Here is a 22,494-nt window from a genome sequence, read left to right as displayed (position 1 = left end):
GCACCTGGCTAGACTCGGCCGGGTGCGCCCCTTGATCTCGGACCCGTATGCCGAACTCGGCCGGGACTACGCGCGATCGAGACGGCCGGATCCCCGCGTCGCCGCCGCCATCACCGCGGCCCTCGGCGACGCGCGCTCGGTGGTCAACGTCGGGGCCGGAGCCGGTTCCTACGAGCCAGAAGACCGCGACGTGGTGGCCGTCGAGCCGTCACGGCGGATGATCGCGCAGCGTCCCGCCACGGCGGCACCCGCCGTCCAGGCGTGCGCGGAAGGCCTGCCCTTCGCCGACGGCGCCTTCGACGTCGCCCTGGCGGTGCTCACCGTGCACCACTGGACGGACGTGACCGCCGGGCTGGCCGAGTTGCGGCGCGTCTCCCGCCGCCAGGTGATCGTGACCTGGGACCAGGCGGTGTTCGCGCGGTTCTGGCTCGTGCGCGACTACCTGCCGGAGATCGCCGAACACGAGAGCAGGCTGGCCTGTCTCGACCGGGTCGTCGAAGAACTGACCGAGGCGGGCCAGGTACCCGCGGTGGCTCCGCTGCCGGTGCCGTCGGACTGCGTCGACGGGTTCCTCGGCGCGTATTGGCGCAGGCCGGAGGCGTACCTGTCCGAGCGCGTGCGCGCGGGGATGTCGGGGGTGGCCTTGCTGGACCAGAACGTCGTCGCGACGGCGGTCGAGCGGCTGCGCGCCGATCTCGCGGACGGGCACTGGCACCGGCACCACGTCGGGCTGCTCGGCCGGACGGAACTCGACCTGGGCTACCGGCTCGTCGTCACGTGACCGTGCCAGGTGGCGAAGCTGACATGTCCCCGGAAATGGCCATAGGCATGAACCCGCCCCGGCCGAAGGCCCCGCTATCGCGGTGGCGGGGCGCCCTGCCCGCCCATCGCTACGTAGATGACCAGGTAGCGCCCTGCCGACGTCGATCGCGGACGCGGGTTCCCGAAGATACCGAGTACACAGTGGACACTCCCGCGACGTGAACGGCGGTCGACCCCGGCCGCGAGGCATGGTATTCATGGCTCTCGTGACGGCAGGGACGGGAGCGGCATGACGACGGAGTACTTCGTGGTCCGTGGCCAGGTGGAGAAGGGCGATCAGCGGGGCAGGGAACTGGGTTTCCCGACCGCCAACATCGCGCTGCGCGACCAGGACGGCCAGGTCGGCGACGGAGTGTGGGCAGGCTGGGCCGAACGCGCCGACGGTACCCGGATCGCGGCCGCGGTCTCGGTCGGCAGGCGGCCGACCTACTACGGCGCGGACGGTTACCGGCTCGTCGAGGCGCATCTGCTGGACTTCAGCGGCGACCTCTACGGCGAGGTGCTGACCGTCTGGCTGGGCCACCACCTGCGCGAGCAGGAGGCGTACCCGTCGTCGGAGGCACTGATCGTCGCGCTCAACAAGGACATCGCCGACGCCCGCAAGTGGGCCGCGGAGAACCCGGCCGACGGTTTGCCGGACGCGGGTGCCGCGGAGGCCGGTGTCGTGCGGCGCGTGCCGCTCGGTTCCTAGACCGCCGCAGGACCTCTGCTTCAAGCAGTCCGATCGCCCACGACCGCCGTCTGACGAGGTCGCGAAAGCCACTTTCGCGACCTTGGATGTCTCGAAAGTGGCTTTCGCGACACGCCTTCCAGCCCGGCTTCCCAAGAAGTTGCGAAAGCCACTTTCGCAACGTTGAGTGTTGCGAAAGTGGCTTTCGCAACACGCGCGACGGCTCCCGCCCCTAGACCGCCGCACCCAGCAGCATGTACCCCATGCCGAGCCCCATGATCACCCGGCACACCCGCCGCGACGTCTGACCGGAGGCCGTGGCGCCCCGCGACGCCAGCACCCCTGCGCGTACGGCGTCCGCCGCGAAATACGCGGCCACGGCGCCGAACAGCAGCGAAAGCCACAGCGCGGAAGGGCCCCCAGGGCCGGACATCACCAGCCACGGCCCGTGGGTCACCTCGCTGTGCGGCATGAACGTCACCATGAACAGCATCGCGACGGCGGACACGGCGTGATGCCCGCACGACGTATGCCCGGAGCGGCGGCCCTTCCACCACGAGACCGCGAACCATCCCGCGGTCAGCGCCAGCACCGCCTGCCAGCCCGCCGCCGGGATCGGGCCGCCCACCGGCGACAGCATCGCGACCATGGCGACGACGAGCAGTAGTTCCGCCAGGTCGCCGTTGCGAACCGCCGCGCCCTGCCTGCCGTAGTCCAGCCGGACGAGTCTCAGCACGCAGGGCAGGACGAGCGCGGCGAACACCGCGGTCAGGGCCCACGCGACGACGATTGGTCCAGACATGGCACCTCCCGGCCGGTAACCCCTTCACCGTGGCAGGTGGCGCTCTAGTACACCATCGGGCATTGAGGTGATCTCAGAGCCTGTTGGCGGAGCTGAGATTTGATCCGGAAGGCGACCGCACGCGTGAACCCGCTGTGCCGAATCACCGGCGGGTTCACCAACAGGCACTCAGCCCGCGGTCAGGACCAGTCCGCTCGTAGGTACGCCGGTGCCGGCGGTCACCAGCACACGCGCGGCCCCGTCGACCTGGTTGACGGCGTCGCCCCGCAGCTGCCGGACCCCTTCGGCGATCCCGTTCATCCCGTGGATGTAAGCCTCCCCCAGCTGCCCGCCGTGCGGGTTGAGCGGGAGCTTCCCGTCGAGTTCCAGGGTGCCACCGCTGATGAAGTCCTTGGCCTCGCCCTTCCCGCAGAAGCCGAGTTCTTCCAGCTGCATCAGGACATAAGGGGTGAAGTGGTCGTACAGCACCGCGAGGTCCATGTCGCCCGGACCCAGCCCGGACTGCTCCCACAACTGCCGTCCCACGACACCCATTTCGGGCAGCGCCGGGAGATCGTCCCGGTAGTAGCTGGTCATCACGTACTGGTCCGGCCCGCTCCCCTGCGCCGCCGCCGCGATCACGGCGGGCCGGTGCGGCAGGTCGCGCGCCCGCTCGGCGCTGACGATCACCAGGGCGACCCCTCCGTCGCTCTCCTGGCAGCAGTCCAGCAGATGCAACGGTTCGGCGACCCAGCGGGAGGCCTGATGCTCTTCCAGTGTGATCGGCTTGCCGTAGAACCACGCCCGGGGGTTGGTCGCCGCGCGGGCTCGGTCGACGACGGCCACCCGGCCGAAATCCTCGCTGGTCGCGCCGTACTCGTGCATGTAGCGCCGGGCGAGCATGGCGACGGTCGCGGCCGGCGTCGCGATGCCCATCGGGTAGTGGAAGGCGTTGTCGACGCCGGACGAGTTCACCTGCCCCGCCGCGGCCGAGGACACCTGCCCGAACCGCATCCCGGACCGCTCGTTGAACGCCCGGTACGCGACGACGACGTCCGCGACCCCGGTCGCGACGGCCATTGCGGCCTGTTGCACGGTCGCGGCCGCGGCCCCGCCGCCGTAGTGGATCCGGCTGAAGAACTTGAGCTCCGGGATGCCGAGCTCCCGCGCGACAGCGATCTCGCTGTTGCCGTCCATGGTGAACGACACCAATCCGTCCACATCGGACGGAGTGAGCCCGGCGTCCTTCAGCGCGCTCGAAACCGCTTCCGCCGCCAGCCGCAGCTCACTGCGCCCGGAATCCTTCGAGAACTCCGTCGCACCGATCCCGGCGATGGCCGCCCGTCCGGAGAGGGTCATCACTCGCCTCCCAACGTGATCGCCACGGTGCCCACCACATGCTCGCCAAGACTGTCCACACCGGACACCGAGACCACGACGTCGTCGCCGTCCCGTTCCGTGACCCGGCCGGTGAAGGTCAGCGTGTCGTAGGCGTAGCAAGGTACCCCGAGCCGGATCTTGATCGAGCGCACGAACGCCTCCGGGCCCGCCCAGTCGGTCACGAACCGTTGCACCAGGCCTGTGTCGGTGAGGATGTTGAGGAAGATGTCCTTCGAGCCGCGCTGGACGGCGGCGTCGCGATCGTGGTGGACGTCCTGGAAGTCCCGCGTCGCCAGCGCGGTGCTCACCACGAAGGTCGGGGTGGCCTCGATCGTCAGCGGCGGCAGCTCGGTGCCGACCGAACAGTCCTTCATCGCGCGACCCTCCAAGCGGGCAACGTCAGTTCCTCGTCGATCTTCACGAAGGCCGCTTCCACCGGGAGTCCGATGTGGACGGTTTCGGGATCGGTGTCGAGCAGCTCGCCCATCACCCGGACACCCTCCTCCAGTTCGACGAGCGCGACCACGAACGGCAGATCCTTGCCGGGGACCTTCGGATGGTGGTGCACCACGTAGCTGTAGACCGTTCCGCGTCCGCACGCGACGACGTAGTCCGGCTTGGCGTCGAAGTCTCCGTCCGGCGGCATGGGGCCGGGCGGATGCCGCAAGGTCTCGCCCCAGCGCTGGATCCGCAGCTCCCCTTCCCGCAGCCCCGCCCAGAAGAACTCGGTGTCCTTGCTGATCACCGGCCGCAGCACGGGCGCGGCCGTCTTGGCGGGCCCGGCGCCCGGCGGACGGAACTTCAGCACCCGGAACACCATGTCCGCGACGGCCTCGTCGCCGACGTACCAGGTGGTCTTCGTCGTCACGAACCAGCCTTCGCCCAGCGCGGTGCGTTTGGGCCCGACGACGCTTTCGAGTTTCGCGGTCGCGGCGACCCGTTCGCCGTGCCGCAGATACCGGAAGTAGTTCTGCTCGGAGTTCGTCGCGACGACCGAGGTGAACCCGGCCTCGTCGAGCACCTCCATCATCGCGCCGAGCGGATCGTCCGACGCCCTGGTCCAGTGCAGCCCGCCCATCGTCCACACCTGCGCCATCGCGGGCGGCGCGACGAGTCCCTTGTGGACACTCGTGGCGGCGAACTCCTCGTCGACGTACACGGGATTACGATCGCCGATGGCTTCGACCCAGTTGTTCACCATCGCCTGGTTGACCGCGTCACGCGCGGCCCTCGGCGCGGACTCCCCGCGCGCGGCGATCCGTTCGGCCGCTTCCTGGATGCTCATCGCGGCACCCTCGGCAGGCCGAGCCCGGCGGTGGCGATCAGCTCGCGCTGGATCTCGCTGACGCCGCCGCCGAAGGTCAGCACCAGATTGCGTTTGGCCACCCCGTCCAGCCACTGCGCCAGGTCCGCGGTTTCGGCGTCGGCCTGATCGCCGTGTCGCGCCACGATCTCCTCCAGTTTCCTGGTCAGCCCCTGGATGCGCTCGGAGCCGACGATCTTCGTGGCCGACGCGTCGGCCACCGCCACCGGTCCGGTCGCCGACGACGCCGCGACCTGCCAGTTCAGCAGTTCGTTGATCCGCGCGGTCGCCAGGGTTTCCGCGAGTACGGCCCGGACGTCGGGAAGCTGGAGCAGAGGTGTCCCGTCCGGGGTCTTCCTCGACGCCGCCCACTCGCGGACACGGTCGTGGAGACCGCCGATCCGGCCGGCGGGGCCGAGCATGACGCGTTCGTGGTTCAGCTGCGTGGTGATCAGCCGCCAGCCCTCGTTCTCCTTGCCCACCAGCATGTTCGCGGGCACCCGGACGTCCGAGTAGTAGGTGGCGTTCACGTGGTGGGCGCCGTCGCAGGTGATGATCGGCGTCCACGAGTAGCCCGGATCGCGGGTGTCCATGATGAGGATCGAGATCCCCTTGTGCCTGGGCGCGCCGGGATCGGTGCGCACGGCCAGCCAGATGTAGTCGGCGTCGTGGCCGCCGGTGGTGAAGATCTTCTGGCCGTTGACGACGTACTCGTCCCCCTCGCGCACCGCCGTCGTGCGCAGTGCCGCCAGGTCCGTCCCCGCCTCGGGTTCGGTGTAACCGATGGCGAAATGCACCTCGCCCGCGAGGATCTTGGGCAGGAACAGGGCTTTCTGCTCTTCAGTGCCGAACGCCTGCAACGTGGGGCCGACGGTCTGCAGGGTCACCGACGGCAGCTGGACATCGGCACGGGCGGCCTCGTCGACGAAGATGTGCTGCTCGATCTCGCCGAAACCCCGGCCGCCGTACTGTTCCGGCCAGCCGACGCCGAGCCATCCGTCGCGGCCCATCCGGCGCACGATCTCGCGGTACACCGGCCCGTGCCGCTCTCGCAGCATCGCGCGCCGCTCGTCCGGGCTCACCAGCCCGGCGAAGTACTCGCGCAGTTCGGAGCGCAATTCGTGTTGCGCCGCGGTCAATTCGATCAGCATCGGTTCACCCCGCCACCAGTTCGCCCAGACCGGCCAGCCGATACGAGGCACCGCCGAGCGTTCGTCCCAGATCCTTGACCGCCGACGAGAACCGGTGCAGTGGATAGGTTTCGTCCACGCCGATCCCGCCGTGCAGGTGATGGCAGACGGCCAGCGCCGCGGGCGCCTCCTCCGCCAGCCAGTAGGCCGCGATGTCGAGTTCCGCGTCGGCGTCGAGCCCCGCCGCGAGCCGCCAGACCGCCGACCGCGCGGCCAGCTGGACCGTCCTCGAAGCGACGTAGACGTCCGCGATCTGTTGCGCCACCGCCTGGAACGCCGCCAGCGGGCGCCCGAACTGCTCCCGTTCGCCGACGTGTTTCGTGGTCAGCGCGAGCGCGCCGGCGAGGAGTCCGTCGCCGAACGCCACGGCGCCCGCGAGCGCGAACCGGTGCAGCGTCGCGATCGACTCGCCGGGGCCGTGCCCGTTGAGGAGATCGGCGTCGGTGACGGTCACCGAGTCCAGCGTCATCGTGTAATCCGGTGTGCCGGAAGAGGTTCTCGTCGGCGTCAGGGTCACGCCGTCCGCGCGCGGGTCGACGAGGAAGACGCCGGTACCGCCGGGCAGCGAGGCGGGCGTCAGGATCCGGGTCGCCTCCGCCGCGAACGGCACGCCGACCTTGACCCCGCTCAGCCGCCAGTCCCCCGCCGATTCCGCGACGGTCGCGGGCCGGGTGCTGAACGGCGCGGAAGGTTCGTTCAGCGCGGCGGTGAGCACGGAGTCACCCGCGGCGACCGGCGGGAGCAGCGCCGAGCGCTGATCCGGCCCGCCGAGCGCGGTGACCGGCAGAACACCGAAGGCCAGCGACGCCAGCGCGGGCGACGGCGAGGCGACGCGGCCGAGTTCGGTCAGCACCAAGGCGACTTCGGCGACACCGAGACCGTCGCCGCCGAGTTCGGCGGGCAGCGCCAGGGCGAGCAAACCGGCGTCGGCCAGCGCGCGCCACGTGTCCGCGGGCTCACGCTCCTTGCCGAGCACACGCGCGGCCAGCGCGGTGACCTCGGTCTGCGTCTCGTCGAACTGGAAGTCCACACTGGCTCCTCACCGGGGCGAACGGGCACAATATTGAAACCTGTTCTAGTCTTATCCGGAAGGAGCCGCGACGGCAAGGGGGAGGATCTAGGAGGTGGCCTCGATCAGTTCCGCGAGCGCGTCGGCGAAATGGTCGGCGAGCGGCCACAGGTCGCCGGTGAGTTCACGAGCACCGAGCAGGCCGACGTCGACCCTGCCCGCGTTGGACAGCACGGTGATGTTGAGCCCGGCGCCGTGGAACACCGGGCCGAGGGGGTGAAGCCCGGTGATCCGGCAGCCCAGCAGGTACAACGGCATCGGCGGGCCGGGCACGTTGGAGACCACCAGGTTGTGCACCACCGGATGCCGTTCGGCCAGGCGCAGCGCGGAATACGCGCGGACCGCGAGCCCGAACATGGTCGCCGCCGAGAACTGCGCCCAGTCCTGGAGCATGTCCGCGTCGATGTCGTGGTGATGGTCCTTGGACAGCCGGTTCGATTCCGCCAGCATGAACACGCGCGCGGCGGGATCCTCCAGATGGGTGGGCAGCGACGCGAAGAACGCCGAGACCTTGTTGATCCCGTGCTCGCGCTCGGTGCGTCCGTGCACCGACACCGGAACGGTCGCCACCAGCGGATCCTCCGGCAGTTCGCCCCGATCCCGCAGGAACTGCCGCAGGGCGCCGGCGACCACGGCGAGGACGACGTCGTTGACGGTCACCCCGAAGGCGTTCTTGACCCGTTTGACGTCGTCGAGATCGAGAGAGGCGTAGGCGACACTGCGGTGCGCGGTGATCGTCCCGTTGAACGACGTCCGCGGCGCCGTGAACGGAACCGGCATTCCCTTGCCCTGCAACGCTTTGCCCAGCCATCTCGGCACGAGTTCGAGCAGGCCGGGGAGCAGTTTCGCCACCTCGACCGGACGTTTCGCGAACGACGTCAGCCCCGCACCGAACAGCGCTCGCCTGCCGGGAACGTCCGCGTTGCGGCGTTCGTCCTGGGTGATCTCCGGCGGCGGGGCGTCCGGTTCGAGCCCGGCGAGGGAGGCGATCAGGCTGGCGCCGCCGACCCCGTCGACGCTGGCGTGGTGCATCTTCAGCAGGACCGCGATCCCGCCGTCGGCGAGGCCTTCGATGACGTGCATCTGCCACAGCGGCTGCGCGCGGTCCAGGCGTTGTCCCGCGATGTGGGCGCAGAGTTCGGCCAGTTCCCGCCGGTCGCCGGGCGCCGGTACGCCGATGCGGTGAACGTGGGCTTCGAGGTCGAAGTCCTCGTCCTCCACCCAGACCGGATGCGCGAGATTCCAGAGTGGATTGTGTAGCTTGCGCCGGAACGCCGGGATCAGCTCGACCCGTTCGGCCAGTTTCTCCTTGAAGCGCTCGAAATCGTACCCGCCGGGCATGGTCGAACCGTCCAAGGTGAGCAGCCCGCACACGTGCAGTACCTGGGCCGGTGTCTCCAGGTACAGAAAACTCGCGTCCAGACCACTCAATCTCTGCATGAGAATCACCTTAAGTGAACTTTGCAACCCGTTCTAGGCGGTCACCCGGCGGTAGGATCGGTGGCCATGCAGCCGAGTTTCGTCGTCCGACAGGCACTCCAGCTCGTGCTCACCGCGAACGCGCTGAAGCCGCCGAGAGGCGCCCGGACGGCGGTCCCGGCGTTCTTCGCGGGCTGGCTCACCGGGGAGCTCGCCCCGCATCTGCTCGCGCTCACCGCGGCCGACGCGGCGGCGCACGTCGCCCGGCACCGCGGCGCGTCGAGCAAGGCGGGGCTCGCCCTCGCGGCGGCGTCGGCGGCCGGTCTCGGCACGCTGATCGCGCAGTCCCAGCGCGCCCGCGACGAGATCGAGACCGCGCTGACCGAAGGCATCGGTGACGCGTACGCCGACGAACTCGAGCACCCGCCGAGCCCGACCGACCTCGCGACGCCGTGGGGCCAGCTGGCCATGCCGTTCCGCATGCGCGACCCGGAGGTCCGGCGGACGCGCAACGTCGCCTACGCGCCCGGCGGGAAACGGTTCCTGCTCGACGTCTACGCCCCGCGTGAACCGGTCACCGGCGCGCCGATCCTGCTGCAGGTGCACGGCGGTGCCTGGGTGATCGGCAACAAGGATCAGCAGGGTCTGCCGCTGATGCTGCACATGGCCAAACGCGGCTGGATCTGCGTCGCGATCAACTACCCGCTCTCCCCCGCCGCCCGCTGGCCCGCGCACATCATCGCCGCGAAACGCGCGCTGGCCTGGATCCGGGACAACGCGGAGACCTACGGCGGCGACCCGTCCTTCGTCGCCGTCACCGGCGGATCCGCGGGCGGGCATCTCGCCGCGCTGCTGGCACTGACCGCCAACGACCCGGCGCTGCAGCCCGGCTTCACCGAAGCCGACACGAGCATCCAGGCGTGCGCCCCGCACTACGGCGTGTACGACTTCGCCGCGACCAGCGGACGGCGCTCCAGCCAGACGCGGCTGAAGACGCTCATCGCCCGGCACGTCTTCGAGGCGGACCGGGATCCGGTGAACTTCCTCGACGACTACATCGCGGCGTCCCCGCTCGACCGCATCACCGAGGACGCGCCGCCGTTCTTCGTCATCCACGGCGTCCACGATTCGCTGGTGCCGGTGGGCGAGGCGCGCGAATTCGTGCGGCGCCTGCGGGACAAGTCCCAGCGTGAGGTCGCGTACGCGGAGATCTCCGGCGCGCAGCACGCCTTCGACGTCTTCCCCTCGATCCGCAGCGCCCACGTGGTGCGCGGGGTGGAACGGTTCCTGGAGTGGAGCTATCGCACCTGGCGGCGCCGCTCCGGCTGATCTCGGTCCCGGTCCGTGAAGGCCTCCTTGAGGGACTCTGGGTCCCTCAAGGAGGCCTTCACGGACTACGCGATCGCCACTGCAGCCTCAGTGGCACCAGCAGTAACAGCGGGCGCGCGTGAAGCCCCTCCGCACCTTCCTCAAGTACATGAAGGCCCCCTTCATGTACTTCGGGGGCGAGCGAGCGGGCCAGCGGCGTGGTGGGGCGCGTCTCGTGAGCCGCAAGGACCGTGAGAGCCAACCGTGTCCTGGACACCTACTGGCGGACTTGCGTGACCGGCTGGACGACTCGCGTGATCAGACGGACGACACGCGAAGCCACCGGCACTCACGAGATGAGGTCAGGGCGGGTAGATCACATCGGCCGGCCGGGCGGAGGACGGGCCGTCGACCCGCCAGCCTTCGCCGTCGCGCACGAAGCGGTACCACCGTTCGTCTCGGCCGTAGCGCAGTTGCAGGTCGCCCTGGGTGATCCGGTTCCGCCAGGTCTTGGGCTCTCCCGGCAACCCCGACTCGGCGAGGTCCGCCTTGGCCTGGGCGAGCGGCGCCTGCGCGGGACGCCACGCCTCCCGGACCACCGCCATCCCGCCCCGGCCCGCCTCACGCCAGGCCTGCGCCCACAGGGCCAGATCCCGCGACGCCACTCCGGCCGCTTCGGCGAGTTCGGCGATCAGGTGCGGCTCGCTCGCCGCCGCGCGGCGCGCGAGGTCCTCCTCGAACGACAGCTCCGCTTCACGCTCGGGCCCCATGACCAGCAGTTCCCAGGCCCTCGCGGCGGCATCGGCCGCCAGTTCCGCGAACGTGTCGCTGCTCCAGCCCGTCCGGTGTGGTGGGTCGACGTCGAGGACCGCGGGCGGCCCGACCGTGCCCGGGACGGCCAGTCGCGGCGGCAGCGCGGCGATCCGCCGGGTGTAGGCCCGCTTCGGGTCCACCCCGGGCGCGGCGGGAGCGCGCACCCGCTTGCCCGGCGCGCCCGCGGGCGCGCGGCGGGACCGCAGTTCCGCGAGCACGGCCTCCCTCGGCCTGCCGCGCAACAGGAACAGCACGAACGGATCGGCGTCGACCTCGTCCGCGACCAGGTAGTACACCGCGGCGACGTGTTTGCACGGATTCGCGCTGTCCGGGCAAGAGCACTTCGGGCGCAGATCGCCGGGGCCGGGCAGCAGATCCGCGCCGGCTGTGCGCGCGTCCTCGGCCAGCTCGCCGGGCAGTTCGCCGTCGAGGAGGGCGGCGACGTGCCCGAGCCGCGAGCCGACCATGCCGAGCAGGCTCTCCCACTGTGGCTCGGTGAACGCCCGCATGTGGATGGTCACCCGGTACGGCACCGCCCGGCTGCCCTGCACCCAGGCCGTCACCTCGCCCGCGCCGACCGCGAGCTTGCTGACGGTGCCTTTGCGCGCGTACGTCCGGCCTCGCGGCAGTCGGTTCGGGTCGAGTTTGGCGCGTTCCTCCAGCGCCTCGACCCACGCCTTGCCCCACCACGTGTTGCCGAAGGTGCGCCGTTTCCGGCCGGTCACGCCGGGCATCACGGTTCCCCGAGCCGGACCAGGTCGGCCAGTTCGTCGTCGGACAGCTCGGTGATCCAGTCCTCGCCCGCGCCGATGACCGCGTCGGCCAGGCCGCGTTTGGTCTCCAAGACCTTGGCGATGCGCTCCTCGAGCGTGCCTTCGGCGATCAGCCGGTGCACCTGGACCGGCCGGTCCTGCCCGATCCGGTACGCGCGGTCGGTGGCCTGATCCTCGACCGCCGGGTTCCACCAGCGGTCGTAGTGGATCACGTGCGTGGCCTTGGTCAGGTTGAGCCCGACCCCGCCCGCCTTGAGCGAGAGCAGGAACACCGGGACCTCGCCGGCCTGGAACCGGGCGACCATGTCCTCCCGGACCTTGGGCGTGCTCGACCCGGACAGCAGCATCGTCGGCAGGCCGCGTTCGGCCAGGCGTTTCTCCAGCAGACGGCACAGCTGGACGTACTGGCTGAACACGAGCACGCTGTCGCCCTCGTCGAGGATGACGTCGAGCAGCTCTTCGAACGCGGCGAGCTTGCCGGACCGGCCGTGCAGCACGCCGGGTTCCTTGAGGTACTGCGCCGGGTGGTTGCAGATCTGTTTGAGCTCGGTGAGCAGTTTGAGCACCTGCCCACGCCGGGCCACCCCGTCCAGCTCGCGGATCATCGCGAGATTCTCCCGGACCACGGCCTCGTACAGCGTCGTCTGCTCGGCGGTGAGCGGGACGAACCGGTCGGTCTCGGTCTTGCGCGGGAGCTCGGGCGCGATGTCCGGGTCGGTCTTCTTGCGGCGCAACAGGAAAGGCCGCACGGTCGCGGCGAGCCGTTCGGTCGCCGCGGTGTCCCGGTCCCGCTCGATCGGACGCGCGACCTTGCGGCGGAACCCGTCGAGCGAACCGAGCAGACCCGGCGTCGTCCAGTCGACGATGGACCAGAGTTCGGTGAGCCGGTTCTCCATCGGCGTCCCGGTCAGCGCGACCTTCGCGGCGGCCGGGATCTTCCGCAATTCCTTGGCGGTGACCGAAAGCGGGTTCTTCACGTGCTGCGCCTCGTCGGCGGCGATCATCCCCCAGTCCACTTCGGACAGTGTTTCGCGATCGCGGCGGAGCACACCGTACGTGGCGAGCACGACCTCGTCCGGCGCGACCTCGTCGAGATGCCGCCCGCCTCCGTGGAACCGGCGCACCGGGATGTCCGGCGCGAACCGGGCGAACTCCCGTTCCCAGTTGCCCAGCAGCGACGTCGGGCACAGGACGAGCGTCGGACCCTCGCCGCGCGGGCGGCGGTGCAGGTGCAGGGAGATGAGCTGGATCGTCTTGCCGAGCCCCATGTCGTCGGCGAGGCAGGCGCCGAGACCGAGCCCGGTCATCGTCGCCAGCCAGGCGAGCCCGGCCTTCTGGTACGGCCGCAGGGTGGCCTTCAGTTCGGCGGGCTGCTCGATCGGTTCCGCCGCGCTGTCACGGATCCGCTGGAGCAGCCCGGTCAGCGCCGACGGGGCGGTGAACTCGACCTTTTCGCCGTCCAGCTCCAGTTCGCCGGTGAGCGCCGCGGCCAGCGCCTCGGCCCCGGACAGCTTCTTCGCCCGGTGGGCGCGCACCTTGGCGATCAGACGCGCGTCGACCTTGACCCATTTGCCCCGCAGCCGCACCAGCGGCCGCTTCGCCTCCGCGAGCGCGGTGACCTCGGCATCGGTGAGGTCCTCGTCGCCGAGGCTCATCCGCCAGTGGAACCGCAGCAGGCTCTTGAGCGTGAACTCGGGCCCGGTGACGCTGCCCGGGGCCTGCGTCGCGCTCGCCTTCGCCTTGAGTTCGCCCGCGAAAAGGTCTTTCGGCCACTGCACTTCGATGCCGGCACCGCCCAGCGCCGCGTCCCCGTGGGTGAGCAGGTCGACGACCTCGTCATAGTCCAGCGCCAGCCCGGTCGGCGCGGCGGACTGGAGCATGCGGCCGAGCGGCGCCCACGCCCTGGCGCCCCGGCGCAGACCGAGCAGCAGCTGCGTCTCGACCTGCTCACCCATACGTTCCAGCACCGCCTCCGGCGCGTCCCATAGTGTCGCCGCCTCGACGATCAGGCTCGGGTCGGCGGCGCTCCGCACGGCGAGGACGGCCTCGAACGTGGGCTCGTCTTCGGGATCTTCGGGCTCGTGCACCTCCATGCGCAGGACGAGATGCGCGCCCTGGGCCTGCCGGGCGCTCAGTTCCGCCAGCCACGCGGCGCCGTCCGGCCCGACCAGCGTCGGCTCGGCGGCCGCGAACGCCGGACCGCCCGCCGCCACGCTCGCGGCGGGCGTGCGGACCAGCACGTCCGCCGTCGCGTCCCAGAGCGCGCGGATCAACGACTCCGGCGAATGCAGCCGGATCCGTTTCAGCCCGGACAACGGCAACGCGTGCGCCTCGGGAGGCAACGCGGCGGCGAGCCCGCGCAGCATCTCCTCGTCGGCGACGTCGAGCGGGCCGACCCGCCACGAATCCACCCCGCCGGGTGAGGCCGCGGGCAGCAACCTGCCGCGGGCGATGAGGTTCACCCCGGCCTCGGCTACGGCCGACCACGCGGCGATGGCCGGGCTCAGCTCACCCTCCGCGGTGAGCAGCCGCGGAATCGCGCGTGACAACGGGACGAGTGCCGCGTCGACCTTCGTGCGCCGGAAGACCTTCCCCACCGGCAGCACGAGTTCGATCGCGGTGTCACCCGCTACGCCGTCTCCCCAGAGCGCCAGCACTCCGTCCCGCGGGGGATCCGAGGGGACGAAGGTGGCCTGGGTTCCTGTGCCGAACTCCACGCCCCGCACGCTAGAGCACCGGACCGACATCCCTCGGGCGGCGGTGCTATGAAAGGTCCTTTCCTGGCAAATTTTGCGAGGAAAGGACCTTTCATAGCACGCGAAAGGGGCGTGACAGGGACTTTCAGGACCGGGGCAGCCCCAGCAACCGCTCGGCCGTCAGCGACAGCAGCACCTGGGTCGTCCCGCCCGCGATGCTGAGGCACCGGGTCAGCAAGAACTCGTGCTGCGCCGGGTCGCCGTCCACGAGGGCGCGCTCTCCGAGCGACTCCAGCGCGAACTCCGCCACCGCCTGCCGATGCCGCACGCCCAGCAGTTTGCGCACACTCGACTCGGCGCCGGGGTCTTGCCCGTCGAGCCGCCGCAGCGTCGCCCGCAGGTCCAGCACCGAACACGCGCTCCCGTCGGCGATCAGCGCGCCGAGTTCCTCCAGGTCGGCGCCATCGGCCAGGGTGGCGAGCAGGTTTTCGACGCCCTCCCCCACCGCCGAACCGCTCCCGAGGGCGACCCGTTCGTTCGCCAGCGTCGTCCGCGCGAGCCGCCAGCCGCCGTCGATCTCCCCGACCACCATCTCGTCCGGGACGAACACGTCGTCGAGGAACACCTCGTTGAAGACGGCGTCGCCGGTGATCTCGCGCAGGGGGCGCGTACTGATCCCGTCGGCGGTCATGTCGACCAGGAAGTAGGTGATCCCCTTGTGTTTCGGCGCGTCCGGGTCGGTGCGCGCCAGGCAGATCGCCCAGTCGGCTTCGCGCGCGAGCGAGGTCCACACCTTCTGGCCGTTGAGCAGCCATCCGCCGTCGGCACGCCGGGCCGTCGTGCGCAGCGACGCGAGGTCCGAACCCGCCCCCGGCTCGCTGAACAGCTGGCACCAAGTGATCTCACCGCGCAAAGTCGGTGCGGCGAAACGTTCTCGCTGCGCCGGAGAGCCGTGTTCCAGCAACGTCGGCACGGCCCAGCCGCCGATGACCAGATCCGGACGGCGGACCCCCGCGGCGTCGAGCGCGGCGTCGATCCGCAGTTGTTCGGCGGCCGTGGCGCCCCTGCCGTATGGCGCGGGCCAATGCGGGGCCAGCAGACCCGAATCGGCCAGCGCGATCCGCCGTTCCGGCTCGGGCAGAGCGGCGATTTCGCTTACCACGTCACGGAGTTCGGCGTCTTCACCGACGTCGACGCTCAAGGTCCGGCGGTCACCGCGCAGCGCGAGTTCGGCCGCGCGGCGGCGCCAGCGGGCGGAACCGCCGAGCCACTGCCGCAGGGCGACGGCGCGGCGCAGGTAGAAGTGCGCGTCATGCTCCCAGGTGAATCCGATACCGCCGAGGACCTGGATGCAGTCCTTCGCGTTGGCCACGGCCGCGTCGAGCGCGTAAGCAGCAGCCGTCGCGGCCGCGAGGGAATGCTGCGCGGGATCTTCGGCCGCCCGCGCCGCGTCCCACGCGAGCGCGTCGGTGGCTTCCGCCCGGCACAGCATTTCCGCGCACAGATGTTTGATCGCCTGGAACGACCCGATGGGGCGGCCGAACTGCTCCCGCACCTTCGCGTACTCGACAGCCGTGCGGAGGCACCATCGGGCGATTCCCGCGGCTTCGGCGGCACCGAGTGTGGCGGCGTAGGCATCCACCGGCAGCGCCTCGAAAACCACGTCGGGCTGCACCTTTTCGCACCGGACCCGGCCGACCGGCCGCGAGAGGTCGAACGGCTCGCCCTGCCGAATGTCCATTCCGGACGCTCCGGGCGGGATGAGCGCGGACACGGTGCCGTCGGAGACCAGCGTCCACGCCGACGGGTGAACATCGAGAGCCGGTCCCGATTCGCCGTCGACCACCCCATCCGCGATACGGAAACCGCCGCCCAGCACCACCGCCAGCCGTTCGGTCCCGTCGGCGAGACCGGGCAGGATCTCCTTGGCGGTCTGGGGAACCGTCGCGAGCAACGCCCCACCCAGCGCCGTCCCGAGGACCGGCCCGGGTACGAGTGCTTCGGCTGCTTCGGCGAGCCCGGCGGCCAGATCGGCGATCGTGCCACCGGCGCCACCGACGTCTTCGGGAATCGCCACGCCGAACAGCCCGAGTTTCGCCAGCCCTGGCGGCGGCTCGGCGATCCGGCCACTTCGGACGGCGTCGACGGGACGGGCGGACGCCGCCCAGGCGCGGATCGACGCGGCCAGGGCCGCCTGTTCTTCGGTGAGCGCGATCGACACGGGTGAGACCTCCTCGCCGGACCTACCCGCGAGTGTAGAACGTGTTACAGTTTCTTGCCCAGTGGGTCACGTCTTGAACAGTTCGTCCGCTTAGGTACGCTACGTGAGGAAAGTGGAACAAGTTCCGACGAAGGGGGACGTGGCGATGCCAGGGAAGGCCAAGGCACCCACGAGCGCGAAGGCGCGAAGCGGCAACGGTCTCTCCGCGCTGGGCGGCGAGGAACTCGGCTCCGCGGCCCAACGCGACCGGCGGCGCCGCATCATCGACGCGACCCTGACGCTCGCCGCGAAGGGCGGGTACGACGCCGTTCAGATGCGGGCGGTCGCCGAGAAGGCGGACGTCGCGCTCGGCACGCTGTACCGCTACTTTCCCTCCAAGATCCACCTGCTGGTTTCCGGGCTGGCCAGGGAATTCGAGCGCGCGCAGGAGAAACTCGATCGCGCCGCCATCCCCGGCGACACCCCGAGCGAACGGCTGATGTTCGTCCTCGGCCGCAACACCCGGCTGATGCAGCGGGATCCGCACCTGACCGAGGCGATGGTCCGCGCGTTCATGTTCGCCGACACGACCGCGGCCGCCGAGGTCGAACAGGTCGGGCGGCTGATGGAGAACATGTTCGCCAAGGCCATGGGCATCGAGGACCCGACCGAGGCCGATCGCGACATCTTCCACGTCATCGCCGACGTCTGGATGGCGAACCTGGTCGCCTGGGTGACCCGGCGCGCGTCGGCGGCCGACGTCGCGAACCGGCTGGAGCTGTCGGTGCACCTGCTGCTGGACAAGAACGTCTGAACGCTATGAAAGGTCCTTTCCTCGCAAAATTTGCCAGGAAAGGACCTTTCATGGCGCGCGTCAGGCGGTCAGCTTGGGCAGTACGTCCCGCCCGAAGGTCTCGATGAACGCGTCCTGGTTCCGCCCCACGTTGTGGATGTAGATCCGGTTGAAGCCGGCGTCGACGTACTTCTGCAGCGCCGCGCGGTGCACGTCCGGATCGGACGACACGACCATGCGCCCCTCGAAGTCCTCACGCCGCACCAGTTTCGCCATCTGCGCGAAGTCGAACGGCGAGCGGATGTCGGCCTTCGGGAACTTCATGCCGCCGTTGGGCCACTGGTCGAGCGCGTTGGCCCACGCCGTCTCGTCGTCCTCGGCCCACGACAGGTGCACCTGCAGCAGCTTCGGCATCGAGTCCGGGTCCTTGCCCGCCTTGCGCGCGCCGGTGCCGAAGTTGTCGAGGATCCCCGCCAGCTTCTCGATCGACGCGCCCGGCGTGATCAGCCCGTCCGCGAGCTCACCGGTCTTGCGCGAGGTGTACGGCCCGGCCGACGCGATGTAGATCGGCGGCGGCTCGTCCGGCAGCGTCCACAGCCGGGTGGTGTGCAGCTTGAAGAACTCGCCGCTGTGCTTGACGTCCTTGCCGCTGAACAGCTTCCGGATGACTTCGAGCGCCTCGAACATCCGCCGGACCCGCTCGGGCGCTTCGGGCCAGTAGCCGCCGATGATGTGCTCGTTGAGCGCTTCGCCGGACCCGATACCGAGCCAGGTCCGGCCCGGATAGGTCGCCTCCAGCGTCGCCGCGGCCTGCGCGACCATCGACGGGTGCAGCCGGAACGACGGGCACGTCACGCCCGGCCCGAGGTCGCCCGTGGTGTTCTCCGCCAACGACGCGAGCACGCTCCACACGAACGACGCTTCACCCTGTTGAGGGACCCACGGCTGGAAGTGGTCGGCTGCCATCTGGCCGGAGAACCCGTGCTGTTCGGCCAGCGCGGCCAGCCGGATCGACTCGCGCGGAGAGAACTGCTCCAACGCCGCGGCCAAGCCGATTTGAACCTCAGTCACGCCTGCTGCCCCTTTCGAAAGCTCTCGGCGACCTTCGCGAACTGGTCGAGTCGGTCCAGTGTCGCCGCTTCGGGCTCGGTCGGCAGGAAGAGCGTCGCCTCGTCGACGCCGCCCTCGGCGAGCCTGGCCAGCGCGTCCTCTTCCGGCATGGCACCGAAGGCCGAGAACTTGATGTCCTCACGCCCCTGGTCGGCCAGCCACTGACGTGCCCGGCGGAGCTCCTCCGGCGGGGTGTACGCGTGCGGCAGCCAGCCGTCGCCGTACTTGGCGATCCGCCGCATCGCCTTCTCCCCCGCGCCGCCGATGTAGATGGGCGGATGCGGTTTCTGCACCGGCTTCGGCCACGCGAAGATCGGGTCGAAGTCGACGTGCTCGCCGTGGAATTCGGCCTCGTCCTTCGTCCAGATCTCCTTCAGCGCGGCGAGCTGCTCGTCGACGAGCGCGCCGCGGGTGCGCGGATCCGTGCCGTGATTGCGCATTTCCTCCCGGTTCCATCCGACGCCGACGCCGAAGACGAACCGGCCTCGCGAAACCAGGTCCAGCGAAGCGACCTCCTTCGCCGTATGGATGACGTCGCGCTGCTGCAGCAACGCGACGCCCGTCCCCAGCTTCAGGGTCGACGTGGCCCCTGCCGCCGCCGTCAGCGCGACGAACGGGTCCAGGGTCCGGTAGTACACGCGCGGCAGTTCGCCACCGCCCGGATAGGGCGTTTCCCGGCTGACCGGGATATGCGAATGCTCCGCGAGGTGGAGCGAGCTGAACCCGCGCTCTTCGGCTGCAGCGGCGAGGACGTCCGGCCTGATGCCTTCATCGGTGATGAAGGTGGCGATTCCGATCTCCATGTCCAGCAACTACCCGGACACGCGCCGCGATATTCCCGTGCCGCTAGACGTTGCGCCGGTACTGCCCGCCCACTTCGAAGAACGCCTCGGTGATCTGGCCCAGCGAGCACACCCGCGCCGCGTCCATCAGGACACCGAACAGGTTGCCGCCGCGGGTCGCGGCCTCGCGCAGCGTCTTGAGCGCGACCTGCGCCTCGGCGTGGTGACGGGTCTGGAAGTCCTCGAGCCGCTCCAGCTGCGAACGCTTCTCGTCCTCGGTCGCCCGCGCGAGTTCCACCTCGACGTCGTTCTCGCCGCCGTTCGGGTTGCGGAAGGTGTTGACGCCGACGATCGGCAGCGTGCCGTCGTGCTTCTGGCGTTCGTAGAGGATCGACTCGTCCTGGATCTTGCCGCGCTGGTAGCCGGTCTCCATCGCGCCCAGCACCCCGCCGCGCTCGGAGATCCGGTCGAACTCCAGCAGCACGGCCTCTTCGACCAGGTCGGTCAGTTCGTCGATGATGAACGAGCCCTGCAGCGGGTTCTCGTTCTTCGACAGGCCCCATTCCTTGTTGATGATCATCTGGATGGCCATCGCGCGCCGCACCGAGCTCTCCGACGGCGTGGTGATCGCCTCGTCGAAAGCGTTGGTGTGCAAGGAGTTCGCGTTGTCGTAGAGCGCGCACAGCGCCTGCAGCGTGGTGCGGATGTCGTTGAAGCTCATCTCCTGCGCGTGCAGCGACCGGCCGGAGGTCTGCACGTGGTACTTGAGCTTCTGCGAGCGCTCGTTGGCGCCGTAGCGCTCCCGCATCGCGACCGCCCAGATCCGGCGCGCGACCCGGCCCAGCACCGAGTACTCGGCGTCCATGCCGTTGGAGAAGAAGAACGACAGGTTCGGCGCGAAGTCGTCGATGTCCATCCCGCGCGCGAGATAGCTTTCGACGTAGGTGAAACCGTTCGACAGGGTGAACGCCAGCTGCGAGATCGGGTTCGCCCCGGCCTCCGCGATGTGATAGCCGGAGATCGACACCGAGTAGAAGTTCCGGACGCCGTGCTCGATGAACCATTCCTGGATGTCGGCCATCATGCGCAGGCTGAACTCGGTGGAGAAGATGCAGGTGTTCTGCCCCTGGTCCTCCTTGAGGATGTCCGCCTGCACAGTGCCGCGGACGTTGCGCAGCGCCCATTCGCGCAGTTCGGCGGCCTCGGTTTCGGACGGCTCGCGGCCGTGCTCGGCCTTGAACGCCTCGACGCGCTGGTCGATCGCGGTGTTGAGGAAGAACGCGAGGATCGTCGGCGCCGGCCCGTTGATCGTCATCGACACCGACGTGCTCGGCGACGTCAGGTCGAAGCCGTCGTAGAGCACCTCCATGTCCTCCAGCGTCGCGATGGACACGCCCGAGGTGCCGACCTTGCCGTAGATGTCGGGGCGGGTGTGCGGGTCGTGCCCGTACAGCGTCACCGAGTCGAAGGCGGTCGAAAGACGCTTCGCGTCGGAATCGGCCGACAGGAGCTTGAACCGCTTGTTGGTCCGGAACGGGTCGCCCTCGCCGGCGAACATGCGCGCCGGGTCCTCACCCTCGCGCTTGAACGGGAAGACACCCGCGGTGTAAGGGAAGTATCCGGGCAGGTGCTCGCGGCGCAGGAACGACAGCAGCTCGCCGGATTCGGTGTAGCGCGGCAGCGCCACGCGCGGGATCCGGTTGCCGGACAGCGTGTCGCGCCAGAGCTGGGTGCGCAGCTCCTTGTCGCGGATCTTCACGACCAGCTCGTCGGCGCGGTAGGACTCGGCCAGCTCCTGGAAGCGCGCCAGGAGATTCGTCGATTCTCCGTCCACATCGGACTCGGCGGCGGCGAGCAGGCCGTCGAGCGCGTCGGTGCTCGCGTCGACGGCGGCCAGCGCCTCCTTGGCGGCGGCGAGGTGCTCGCGTTTGCGCAGCGCGGCGACCTGCTGCTCGGTCTTGGTGTGGTAACCGCGGACGGTCTCGGAGATCTCCGCGAGATAGCGCGTCCGGTTCGCCGGGATGATCGTGCTGGCGTCGGTGGAGACCTTGCCCTCGACCTTCGGGAGCACGCCGGGCGATACGGTCAGGCCGCGTTCAGCGAGGGTGTCGCGCAGGTGCTGGTAAAGCGCGGTGACGCCGTCGTCGTTGAACTTCGCGGCGCTGGTGCCGTAGACCGGCATGTCCTCGGGCGAGGAGCTGAACGCCTCGCGGTTGCGCACGAGCTGGCGCGCGACGTCGCGACGGGCGTCTTCGGCGCCGCGGCGCTCGAACTTGTTGATCGCCACCGCGTCGGCGAAGTCGAGCATGTCGATCTTCTCCAGCTGCGACGCCGCGCCGAACTCCGGCGTCATGACGTACAGCGACTGGTCCACGTAGTCGACGATGCCGGCGTCGCCCTGGCCGATACCGGGCGTCTCGACGATCACGAGATCGAAGCCCGCCGCCTTGCAGGCGAGGATGGACTCGGAAAGCCCGGTGGGGATCTCGCCGCTGGTGGTCCGCGTGGCGAGGGACCGGAAGTAGACCGGGCTGCCGTCGAGGCAGTTCATCCGGATACGGTCGCCGAGCAGCGCTCCCCCACCCTTGCGGCGCGACGGGTCGACGGCCAGCACGGCGATGCGGAGCTTGTCCTCCTGATCCAGCCGGAACCGGCGGATCAGCTCGTCGGTGAGCGACGACTTGCCCGAACCACCCGTCCCGGTGATGCCGAGGACCGGCACGGTCCGCGACTTGGCGGTCTCCGTGATCTTGCCGAGCAGCTCCTGCGGCAGCGATTCGCGCTGGAGCTGCGTGATGACCCGGGACAACGCCGGGATGTCACCCGAAAGCAGTTTGTCGAGCGAGCCGGGCGATTGTGCCGCGAGATCGGTGTCGCAGGCCTTGATCATCAGGTTGATCATGCCCGGGAGGCCCATCTCGTAGCCGTCTTCCGGCGAGAAGATCCGCGCGACACCCCGCGAGTGCAGCAGGTCGATCTCCTCGCGGACGATGACGCCGCCACCGCCGCCGAACACCTTGATATGCCCCGCGCCGCGCTCGTTGAGCAGCTCGACCAGGTACGAGAAGTACTCGACGTGCCCGCCCTGGTAGGCGCTGATGGCCACACCTTGGACGTCCTCGGCGATGGCCGCGGTGGCGACCTCGTCGACCGACCGGTTGTGCCCGAGGTGCACGACCTCCGCGCCCTGCGACTGCAGGATCCGCCGCATGATGTTGATGGACGCGTCGTGTCCGTCGAAGAGGCTCGACGCCGTCACGAAGCGAACGGGGTTCACGGGCCGGTGCAGATCGCTGCTCATCCCTCCAAAATACTAGGACTTCCTACTGTTTTAAACCCATCCACTCCCGTGATGGCGCTCTCACTCGTCCTTGACAGATCGACG

General features: G+C 69.8%; 17 protein-coding genes. 4 read left to right on the top strand and 13 right to left on the bottom strand.

Annotation, left to right across the window (positions count from 1 at the left end):
* Positions 1-31 precede the first annotated feature (31 nt).
* Together AMK34_RS23795 and AMK34_RS23790 are read left to right on the top strand one after the other, a co-directional pair.
* On the top strand, positions 32-781 hold the full coding sequence (locus AMK34_RS23795; protein WP_073846828.1) for a class I SAM-dependent methyltransferase: 750 nt from the start codon (positions 32-34) through the stop codon (positions 779-781).
* Positions 782-1,051: 270 nt separating this feature from the next.
* On the top strand, positions 1,052-1,513 hold the full coding sequence (locus AMK34_RS23790; RefSeq protein WP_073846827.1) for a riboflavin kinase: 462 nt from the start codon (positions 1,052-1,054) through the stop codon (positions 1,511-1,513).
* Positions 1,514-1,724: 211 nt separating this feature from the next.
* Here the strand turns inward: AMK34_RS23790 and AMK34_RS23785 are convergent, their stop codons facing one another.
* The 7 genes from AMK34_RS23785 to AMK34_RS23755 form a co-directional block, all read right to left on the bottom strand.
* Positions 1,725-2,294 (bottom strand): DUF5134 domain-containing protein, encoded by a 570-nt coding sequence (locus AMK34_RS23785; protein ID WP_073846826.1) that lies wholly within the window; start codon positions 2,292-2,294, stop codon positions 1,725-1,727.
* Positions 2,295-2,462: 168 nt separating this feature from the next.
* The gene (locus AMK34_RS23780; RefSeq protein WP_073846825.1) at positions 2,463-3,632 is read right to left on the bottom strand and encodes a lipid-transfer protein; all 1,170 of its coding nucleotides are present in this window, start codon (positions 3,630-3,632) and stop codon (positions 2,463-2,465) included.
* Positions 3,632-4,027, bottom strand: coding sequence for a MaoC family dehydratase (locus AMK34_RS23775; RefSeq protein ID WP_038516056.1), 396 nt, complete (start codon positions 4,025-4,027; stop codon positions 3,632-3,634). The genes AMK34_RS23780 and AMK34_RS23775 overlap by 1 nt, the downstream gene beginning before the upstream one ends.
* A complete protein-coding gene (locus AMK34_RS23770; RefSeq protein WP_073846824.1) occupies positions 4,024-4,938 on the bottom strand; it encodes a bifunctional MaoC family dehydratase N-terminal/OB-fold nucleic acid binding domain-containing protein in 915 nt (304 codons plus the stop codon). Before AMK34_RS23770 ends, AMK34_RS23775 begins: the two co-directional genes overlap by 4 nt.
* On the bottom strand, positions 4,935-6,107 hold the full coding sequence (locus AMK34_RS23765; RefSeq protein WP_073847169.1) for an acyl-CoA dehydrogenase family protein: 1,173 nt from the start codon (positions 6,105-6,107) through the stop codon (positions 4,935-4,937). Before AMK34_RS23765 ends, AMK34_RS23770 begins: the two co-directional genes overlap by 4 nt.
* A 4-nt stretch (positions 6,108-6,111) precedes the next feature.
* Positions 6,112-7,176: an acyl-CoA dehydrogenase family protein gene (locus AMK34_RS23760; protein WP_073846823.1), complete on the bottom strand. Its 1,065-nt coding sequence runs from the start codon at positions 7,174-7,176 to the stop codon at positions 6,112-6,114.
* An 87-nt stretch (positions 7,177-7,263) separates the two neighbouring features.
* Entirely contained in the window at positions 7,264-8,655 is a 1,392-nt protein-coding gene (locus AMK34_RS23755; protein ID WP_073846822.1) for a WS/DGAT/MGAT family O-acyltransferase, read from the bottom strand.
* A gap of 66 nt (positions 8,656-8,721) precedes the next feature.
* Here AMK34_RS23755 and AMK34_RS23750 point away from each other — a divergent pair, with 66 nt between their 5' ends.
* Entirely contained in the window at positions 8,722-9,963 is a 1,242-nt protein-coding gene (locus tag AMK34_RS23750) for an alpha/beta hydrolase (RefSeq protein WP_073846821.1), read from the top strand.
* A 341-nt stretch (positions 9,964-10,304) separates the two neighbouring features.
* Here the strand turns inward: AMK34_RS23750 and AMK34_RS23745 are convergent, their stop codons facing one another.
* The 3 genes from AMK34_RS23745 to AMK34_RS23735 form a co-directional block, all read right to left on the bottom strand.
* Positions 10,305-11,489, bottom strand: a complete 1,185-nt coding sequence (locus AMK34_RS23745; RefSeq protein WP_073846820.1) for an SWIM zinc finger family protein — start codon at positions 11,487-11,489, stop codon at positions 10,305-10,307.
* Positions 11,489-14,254 carry a DEAD/DEAH box helicase gene (locus AMK34_RS23740; protein ID WP_083649971.1) on the bottom strand — a complete coding sequence of 922 codons (2,766 nt, stop codon included), beginning with the start codon at positions 14,252-14,254 and terminating at the stop codon, positions 11,489-11,491. The genes AMK34_RS23745 and AMK34_RS23740 overlap by 1 nt, the downstream gene beginning before the upstream one ends.
* Before the next feature lie 115 nt (positions 14,255-14,369).
* A complete protein-coding gene (locus tag AMK34_RS23735) occupies positions 14,370-16,445 on the bottom strand; it encodes an acyl-CoA dehydrogenase (protein ID WP_073846818.1) in 2,076 nt (691 codons plus the stop codon).
* A gap of 145 nt (positions 16,446-16,590) precedes the next feature.
* Here AMK34_RS23735 and kstR point away from each other — a divergent pair, with 145 nt between their 5' ends.
* A complete protein-coding gene (gene kstR / locus AMK34_RS23730; protein ID WP_038523880.1) occupies positions 16,591-17,238 on the top strand; it encodes a cholesterol catabolism transcriptional regulator KstR in 648 nt (215 codons plus the stop codon).
* A 60-nt stretch (positions 17,239-17,298) separates the two neighbouring features.
* Here the strand turns inward: kstR and AMK34_RS23725 are convergent, their stop codons facing one another.
* The 3 genes from AMK34_RS23725 to icmF are packed head-to-tail and all read right to left on the bottom strand — an operon-like array spanning position 17,299 to position 22,410.
* Positions 17,299-18,288 (bottom strand): TIGR03557 family F420-dependent LLM class oxidoreductase, encoded by a 990-nt coding sequence (locus AMK34_RS23725; protein WP_073846817.1) that lies wholly within the window; start codon positions 18,286-18,288, stop codon positions 17,299-17,301.
* On the bottom strand, positions 18,285-19,130 hold the full coding sequence (locus AMK34_RS23720) for an LLM class F420-dependent oxidoreductase (RefSeq protein ID WP_038516081.1): 846 nt from the start codon (positions 19,128-19,130) through the stop codon (positions 18,285-18,287). The genes AMK34_RS23725 and AMK34_RS23720 overlap by 4 nt, the downstream gene beginning before the upstream one ends.
* Positions 19,131-19,173: 43 nt before the next feature.
* The gene (icmF, locus tag AMK34_RS23715; protein WP_073846816.1) at positions 19,174-22,410 is read right to left on the bottom strand and encodes a fused isobutyryl-CoA mutase/GTPase IcmF; all 3,237 of its coding nucleotides are present in this window, start codon (positions 22,408-22,410) and stop codon (positions 19,174-19,176) included.
* Between the last annotated feature and the right edge of the window lie 84 nt (positions 22,411-22,494).

The sequence above is a fragment of the Amycolatopsis sp. CB00013 genome (assembly GCF_001905755.1).
Lineage (GTDB): Bacteria > Actinomycetota > Actinomycetes > Mycobacteriales > Pseudonocardiaceae > Amycolatopsis > Amycolatopsis japonica.
The sequence above is the reverse complement of the archived record's forward strand: the minus strand, read 5'-3'. Positions and strand labels throughout refer to the sequence as shown.

Coding starts and splice junctions, on each gene's coding strand:
- kstR (WP_038523880.1), top strand. CDS start 16,591: ATGCCAGGGAAGGCCAAGGCACCCACGAGCGCGAAGGCGCGAAGCGGC.
- AMK34_RS23765 (WP_073847169.1), bottom strand. CDS start 6,107: ATGCTGATCGAATTGACCGCGGCGCAACACGAATTGCGCTCCGAACTG.
- AMK34_RS23785 (WP_073846826.1), bottom strand. CDS start 2,294: ATGTCTGGACCAATCGTCGTCGCGTGGGCCCTGACCGCGGTGTTCGCC.
- icmF (WP_073846816.1), bottom strand. CDS start 22,410: ATGAGCAGCGATCTGCACCGGCCCGTGAACCCCGTTCGCTTCGTGACG.
- AMK34_RS23745 (WP_073846820.1), bottom strand. CDS start 11,489: ATGCCCGGCGTGACCGGCCGGAAACGGCGCACCTTCGGCAACACGTGG.
- AMK34_RS23750 (WP_073846821.1), top strand. CDS start 8,722: ATGCAGCCGAGTTTCGTCGTCCGACAGGCACTCCAGCTCGTGCTCACC.
- AMK34_RS23770 (WP_073846824.1), bottom strand. CDS start 4,938: ATGAGCATCCAGGAAGCGGCCGAACGGATCGCCGCGCGCGGGGAGTCC.
- AMK34_RS23775 (WP_038516056.1), bottom strand. CDS start 4,027: ATGAAGGACTGTTCGGTCGGCACCGAGCTGCCGCCGCTGACGATCGAG.
- AMK34_RS23720 (WP_038516081.1), bottom strand. CDS start 19,130: ATGGAGATCGGAATCGCCACCTTCATCACCGATGAAGGCATCAGGCCG.
- AMK34_RS23755 (WP_073846822.1), bottom strand. CDS start 8,655: ATGCAGAGATTGAGTGGTCTGGACGCGAGTTTTCTGTACCTGGAGACA.
- AMK34_RS23790 (WP_073846827.1), top strand. CDS start 1,052: ATGACGACGGAGTACTTCGTGGTCCGTGGCCAGGTGGAGAAGGGCGAT.
- AMK34_RS23780 (WP_073846825.1), bottom strand. CDS start 3,632: ATGACCCTCTCCGGACGGGCGGCCATCGCCGGGATCGGTGCGACGGAG.